This is a genomic window from Oleiphilus sp. HI0125 (assembly GCF_001635355.1).
In genome coordinates this window covers 1-905 of record NZ_LWGF01001172.1, presented here as the reverse complement: position 1 = coordinate 905, position 905 = coordinate 1, and the positions used below count along the sequence as shown (strand labels likewise).

The following is a 905-nucleotide window of genomic DNA, read 5'->3' as shown; positions in this document are numbered from 1 at the left end:
CTCGTATACGCACCTGTTATATTTCTAACCTACTGTTTTTATTGTCGTTTTAACGAAACCTAGGCGACAAAACGAGCACAATATTATTATCAAAGGGATAAAAACGAGCAAAGTTTCTGTTTTCTTATTATCATGCCAAGTCCTTTTTTNAAATCAATTCAAAATGAAATTCGATTGCGTGGTTACAGCTACAAAACTGAGAAGTCTTACCTCGGTTGGATAAGACAATTCATCTACTTCAATAATAAACAACACCCCCAAAATCTTGGCACTGAAGAAGTAAAGTCATTTTTGACCTTCTTAGCAGTCGATCGACATGTAGCAGTAAACACACAAAAGTCAGCTCTTAACGCTCTTGTATTTATGTATGACAAAGTTCTGAAGCAGCCACTTGGGGAAATTGGATTTACATTAGCGACGAAGCAACGCAGTCTGCCTCTTGTTTTGTCTGAACTCGAAGTCCAAACAGTCCTAAAACAACTCAAAGACGGAAACAAACTAGCTGTTGCACTAATGTATGGGAGTGGGTTAAGAGTTTCTGAGTGCCTAAATCTTCGATTACACGATATCGACTTTGATCAAAACGCTCTGAGAATCATTAATTCAAAAGAAAATAAAGATCGAGTTACTCTGCTTAGCCCACGATTATTTGGCGCGGTACGTCAACTAATTGAACAAGCCATAGTAGTTCAAAAGAACGACAATTTATTAGGGATAGGAAGTTCCATGCCTCCGGCTTTAGGGAGGAAGTATCCAAATGCTTTTCGATCACCAGGTTGGGCGTTCCTTTTTCCTTCTACAACAACCTGCCTCCACCCGATCTCTAAGATAGAATGCCGGCATCATCTTCACCCTTCTGTAATTCGCAAAGCGCTAAAACTAGCCGTATCGCAAGCAGGTATCTT

At 39.7% G+C, this 905-nt stretch carries 1 protein-coding gene; it reads left to right on the top strand.

The features are described from left to right. Positions 1–174 precede the first annotated feature (174 nt). The coding region (locus A3762_RS20370) for a phage integrase N-terminal SAM-like domain-containing protein (RefSeq protein ID WP_197469442.1) at positions 175–905 on the top strand (731 nt) is incomplete at its 3' end.